The organism is Vibrio sp. 10N.261.55.A7 (assembly GCF_002877365.1).
In the GTDB taxonomy this organism is placed as follows: Bacteria; Pseudomonadota; Gammaproteobacteria; order Enterobacterales; family Vibrionaceae; genus Vibrio.
Genome location: NZ_MCWZ01000090.1, coordinates 22,016 through 27,718, shown reverse-complemented (window position 1 = coordinate 27,718; position 5,703 = coordinate 22,016). Strand labels below are relative to the sequence as shown.

Genomic DNA, 5,703 nt, shown 5'->3' with positions numbered 1-5,703 from the left:
AGAATTTAAGCTCTATTTCCAACTATTGATAGTTTCAACTATTAACAATCAGAGGTGCTTTTTGGCCCAAGCCATCGCCTGAGTTCTATTTTTCACCTCAAGCTTCTTAAAAATATTATACAAATGGGATTTAATAGTGTGTTCACTTACAAACAAAGAATCTGCTATTTCTATATTAGAGCCACCTGTTTTCAGTGATTCTAATATCTCCATTTCTCTTCTTGTCAATTCTGTTGCTAAATATCCAAGATCTTGGCTAGAGCTAATGTTTGTCTCGTAGTAACTAATCAATTTACTAATGATTTTCCGAGGAAGCCAGTTGTCACCATTTGCGATTGATTTAAGACCTTGACAAACTTGGGCCATGGAATCTTTCGCACTAAATGTACCGCGGAGCGATTTCCAACTCAGTACTTCATCAACACTCATGTTGTCATCAGCATTGAACAACACCGTACCAACTACCTTCTCTGAGTCTTGAATAATCTTGCTTACTTCATCTAACTGATTCGTTGAAGAAACATCAACAATTACAATACTATTATCTGGTATAGAGGCCACATCCATTTTTTTTGAAGGGTCAACACTGCTGATTGTTAGCTTTGTTGCTTCTTCTAGCATCTGACGAAAGTTTTCACTCTGCAAGCTATATTGCGTCATCATTAAAATCTGTACATCTGACTCAGCCAAGCCCATTTTTAAACCTTTCATACTTTCCCTTAAATCTAGCAAAACTGCCACAGTTTCAAGTGGTGCTTTACCATATTAAGCACTCAAATTATCAGAGAGCAAATATATAGGAAATATATCATCAATGGAATTTATCTACATTAGAAAAGTATGAGCGTCTCAAGTGTGAGACGGCACAATTAGATACAAATATAAACTTTAGCATTATAAATAAAACTATAACTTAGAGCATGTTGTTATATACAATCAGAAGCACCCTATTGTCGCGCCTGCTCAATATGTTTCAATACTAAATATTATTATTTGCCCATAACAACGCTTGAAGACGATTTTTTGCATTAATTTTTTTGAAGATATTATGAAGGTGGGTTTTAACTGTATTCTCACTCACGAACAGCTTGTCTGCGATTTGGATGTTGGACGCGCCATGACCTAATAAATGAATGATCTGTTTTTCTCGGTTGGTAAGCTGCGTCATTGTGCGAGAAGAGTTATGCTTTCTAGTCTCTCTAAAGTGTTGTATATAGTCTTGAGCGAATTTTCGAGATAACCACATTTCTCCAAGTAGAATTCTATTCATGCCTTTAACAAAATTTGATATGTCGTCTTCAATGTAAAAGACCCCTACAAGATCACGCCACTTAAATAGGGCTGAAGACTCAATTAGAGAAGGGCAATTAATCAATACCTCTTTCACATTGCTTAATGATTGAGTTCGATACTGACTGTAGATAGAAAAGTCTTCTTCGGTAATATGTGAATAGTCAGCTAGCACTATCGAATGAAATGAGTTTTTTAAGTCTATATTGGTACTTAATGAAGAGAATGGCACTATATCCACGTATAAATCTAAGTTTGACTCTAAGGACTGTTTCAACAAGTTGGCTTGCATACTAACCTCAGATAGCAAGGTTACCCTAGTACGCTGATCGTCATTCATTGGAAGCTCCTTAGGGAAATGTTTCGACTCATACATCATTAATAGCTCTTGTCATATTGCTGCCATTTTAACCAAACATGAGCATGACAAGAAGAATGAAAAATACCGCAAATTTCAAGCCACGATAAATTCATACTTTCTAATGCTTAAGGGCTACATAGGAATGCTCGTATGCTTAGATGATGCTAAGTAACGGTGTTGATACCTTGAGTAGGTGCGCACTTAAAGAGAGGTATATCAGAAATAGGCCTGATGAAAGAAATATGCGGTGACGACAGTGCTAGACGTTGCGACAAAATACCATATGTAACTTGGTGGTACTTTTTGCGATACACGCGCTGCCAAGTAGCCCCCTACTAAAGTACCAGTCAAGACTGCACTTCCTCTCGCCCAATCGATCAACCCCTCAGTAACAAATACCAAAATCGCAGATACCGATACACAAGTTGAAATAACAAGCTTGAGTCCATTCATTTGGTGGATATTGCTGTAGCCAGCAAGCACTAGATAGCTAAGTGCGACTACTCCCAGCCCTGCATTAAAAAATCCACCATACGCTGACGTTAAAAGCAGTAACAAAGGTAATGCGACCAAGGTAATAACGGATGGGCTTTTGTTACTTGGTAGGATCAGCATGAAGAACGATTGTATACGCTTTCCAAATATAAACAGTAATGTCGCAAATCCTAACAACCACGGAATAGAATTTAGAAAAGTGCTATCCGGTATGCTCAGCAACATATAAGCACCCACCACACCGCCTAGGGAACTTATCAGGATAGTTTTAAGTAACTGAGAATCTCCCTTTAGTTCTTGACGGAAGCCATAAGCCCCACTGACATAACCTGCACTTACCGCGAACGTATTCGTTGCATTGGCCGCAATAGGGGGCACTCCAAAAGCAAGTAAAGCGGGAAACGTGATAAAGCTTCCCCCACCCGCTACTGAATTCAATATCCCCCCAAATATCCCTGCCCAAAAAAGCATGAACCACTCATAAATCATTAGAACTCCCTTTCTAAAACGACGTCGATGAATCCGCAATAACCAAATCAAGCACTAAGATAAGAAACTTTGCCGAGCCCCGAATTTTATTTTGATGATCATTCACGTACGAAGCGACTGTGATTACTTCTTATTGTTGCAACTCTAAAGCAATCTCTTTCCAATCATTGATCTCACTTCTAAAGTGCTTCCACTGCTTTTCACTCATTGATTGAGCAATGTCCACAATGTGCTTTTCACTGACACTCCGGTTGTGAGTGATCATCGCCGTAAGCTCAGATGAGAAGAAACTGTCTGAGTTGAATATGAGTTGCTGAAATTTCAGTTGGAAATAACTCGGGTCTTCTCTTCGATAGAGAGAGGTTTCCCATTCTTTGTACATCGTATCCTGATAGGACATCCATTCGAAGGCTGAGATCTCAAATTCGCTGCCCCAGTTTTCAATGACCTTTCTTTGCTCTGAAGTTAATCGTCCAATCCATTTCTCAACCTTTTCTTCAATTCGCTCTTGATATCGCTCATGAATCTCCTTTTCAGACAGATCTTTATACTTTTCACGGTACTTTCCATGACGCTCAGAGATACTTTCAAGCAACTGTTTGACTTGCTCGTCAGTTAGCGTTTGAGTGAAAGCATAAAGATCAGGCGCAACCCTCGCTATCAAGCGCTCATAATGACGTTCAATTTGATGAAACTGTTGAGCAACTTCCTTTTGTGTAATCGTTTCTGGAGATATCGCTAAAAGCGAATCAAGATTCTCGACATACAGTGGTAATTCTTCCACTCGATGCCAGTCACTCAGTTTGTCAATTTGAAGCGTGAGAATGTCATTCTGATCACTACTAAGATCAACAAAATCATCAACGTACTCAAGAATAAACCAATCCATGTTACGATAAGCAAACTTAGTACCGCAGCTCGCTAACAGCAGGCAAACTAACGCCGCAATGACAATACGCATTTCTACCTCCCTCTTTAGAACCTAGAAGCCATAACAATATAGCACCTTGCTTGCAGCAGATTACAAAATGAGATTCAGGTCAATGGCTAAGCTTTAACCCTAGACAAAATAAATACTTTTCACTCACCTGCATTTCTAAGCGAACACCGAAGTGGCAAGCCCAATATTGCCTCCATGACCCTTTATTAACCAGTGCAAACTTACTCTACCCACGCTACTCAATTTATTTTCTTATGACTAGTTACTCATATCGTAAGCGTGATACTTATGTTCTTTCTTTTGGATTGCACACGTCATTCTTATCGCTCAATAATATCTAGTAATTCAATGTCATTGGAGTAACATTAGCCCTCATTTTGGCCCTGTGTTTGTTTGGTTTTCGTATGTCACAATCAACTCCCTGTTTCACTTTGTTCTCATCTTCTACAGATGGGATTGAGCTACCAACCAAGTTCACTTTTCCTTTTTACTATCAGCCGCATGCTTTAAGCGAGTTAGCAGCAAAAGAACTGCAACAGCTTCTATTAACACAAGACGACTGGCAACACGACTTTGGTCTTGAGGAAAGTGATATAGCTGAAGAACGGAAAGGAACAGGCAAGATGTTTGGTGTCCTTGTAGTGAGAAACAATCAAGGTACGTTGGGCTACCTCAGTGCGTTTTCGGGAAAAATCGCTGACCAAAATTTGTTGCCTGGATTTGTTCCACCTGTATTTGACATGCTTACTAGCGATAGTTTCTTTCGCTCCGATCTATCAAAGATCACGCAAGTCAGTAATGCACTCAAACATCAGCAGTCGAATCCAGAAATACATAAGCTGAAACAGTCACTAAAACAAACAAGCGTAGATTTCGAACAGCAAATTGAAAAACATCGACAAGCAATGATAGTCGGCCGTGCTCAACGGAAACAGCAGCGTTCAACACTCGATGAACACTGTGAAGAAGATAAGCAGGCGTTGATTCAATTGAGTCGAGAAAGCGTCACCGAAAAAAATCAGCTGAAAGCGCTAAAACAGCATCAAAGCGATTCTACTGCTGAACTTTCACTTCAGTTAAGTCAATTAACTGCACCAATTGATGCTCTAGTAGAACAAAGAAAATCAATGTCGAATGCCTTACAACATAAGCTATTTGATCAGTACAAGTTTCTCAATGTAGGTGGGGTTACGAAATCGCTCAATGACATTTTTGCTGGAACAGATTCGCCGATACCACCAGCAGGCTCTGGCGAATGTGCCGCGCCGAAATTGCTCCAATACGCATTTGCGCATCAGTTAACACCTGTTTGCATGGCTGAATTTTGGTGGGGAGTCTCTCCAAAGTCTGAGATCCGCCAACATAAAAAGTTCTACCCTTCTTGCCAAAGTAAGTGCTTACCTATTTTAACTCACATGTTAGATGGAATGGGCGTCGACCCAAATCCGTTACTTGAGAACCCAGCGGAGGGACAAAATCTCGACATCATTTATCAAGATGACGCGATCGTTGTCGTCCATAAACCCGCCGACTTTCTTTCTGTACCTGGTAAACATATCAAGGATTCAGCATTTACACGCTTGATTGAGCAATTTACCGATTGTGAGGGGCCATTTGTATTGCACCGTTTAGACATGGCAACTTCGGGGTTACTCGTCTTCGCTTTAACACGAAGAGCCAACAAAAGTCTTCAAAAGCAATTTATCACTCGTACAGTCCAAAAGCGCTATGTCGCTCTTATTGACGGTGTATTAACTAACGAATCTGGAGATGTTACCTTGCCGCTTCGAGGTGATCTTTATGACAGGCCAAGGCAATTGGTTTGCTTTGAGCATGGCAAATCGGCAGAAACTCATTGGGAAAAAATAAGTGTTAGCAATGGCCAAACGAAAGTGTATCTCTACCCTAAAACAGGCCGTACCCATCAACTAAGAGTACATTGTGCCCACGTTAAAGGCCTCAATATGCCAATTGTGGGTGACGACTTATATGGCTCAAAATCGAATCGTCTTCACCTTCATGCTGAAACGCTTTCTTTCGAACATCCTTACACGAAGAAATCGATGAACTTTCAAGTAGAAGCCGAATTTTAAGCAAAGCACTCTGCACAGTTTAAGCCCCCCCCCCC

At 40.3% G+C, this 5,703-nt stretch carries 5 protein-coding genes; 1 reads left to right on the top strand and 4 read right to left on the bottom strand.

Annotated features, from left to right (window positions below; genetic code table 11):
* Positions 1–48 precede the first annotated feature (48 nt).
* The 4 genes from BCU12_RS06880 to BCU12_RS06865 all read right to left on the bottom strand — a co-directional run bounded on the left by BCU12_RS06880 (position 49) and on the right by BCU12_RS06865 (position 3,596).
* On the bottom strand, positions 49–711 hold the full coding sequence (locus BCU12_RS06880) for a LuxR C-terminal-related transcriptional regulator (protein WP_102403608.1): 663 nt from the start codon (positions 709–711) through the stop codon (positions 49–51).
* 268 nt (positions 712–979) lie between these two features.
* Positions 980–1,630, bottom strand: a complete 651-nt coding sequence (locus tag BCU12_RS06875; protein WP_102403607.1) for a LuxR C-terminal-related transcriptional regulator — start codon at positions 1,628–1,630, stop codon at positions 980–982.
* A gap of 237 nt (positions 1,631–1,867) precedes the next feature.
* The gene (locus tag BCU12_RS06870) at positions 1,868–2,635 is read right to left on the bottom strand and encodes a sulfite exporter TauE/SafE family protein (RefSeq protein ID WP_102403606.1); all 768 of its coding nucleotides are present in this window, start codon (positions 2,633–2,635) and stop codon (positions 1,868–1,870) included.
* A 130-nt stretch (positions 2,636–2,765) separates the two neighbouring features.
* Entirely contained in the window at positions 2,766–3,596 is an 831-nt protein-coding gene (locus BCU12_RS06865) for a DUF6279 family lipoprotein (protein ID WP_102403605.1), read from the bottom strand.
* A 383-nt stretch (positions 3,597–3,979) separates the two neighbouring features.
* On the opposite strand from BCU12_RS06865, the gene BCU12_RS06860 reads away from it, so the two are divergent.
* Positions 3,980–5,668, top strand: coding sequence for an RluA family pseudouridine synthase (locus tag BCU12_RS06860; protein WP_198599272.1), 1,689 nt, complete (start codon positions 3,980–3,982; stop codon positions 5,666–5,668).
* Positions 5,669–5,703 lie beyond the last annotated feature (35 nt).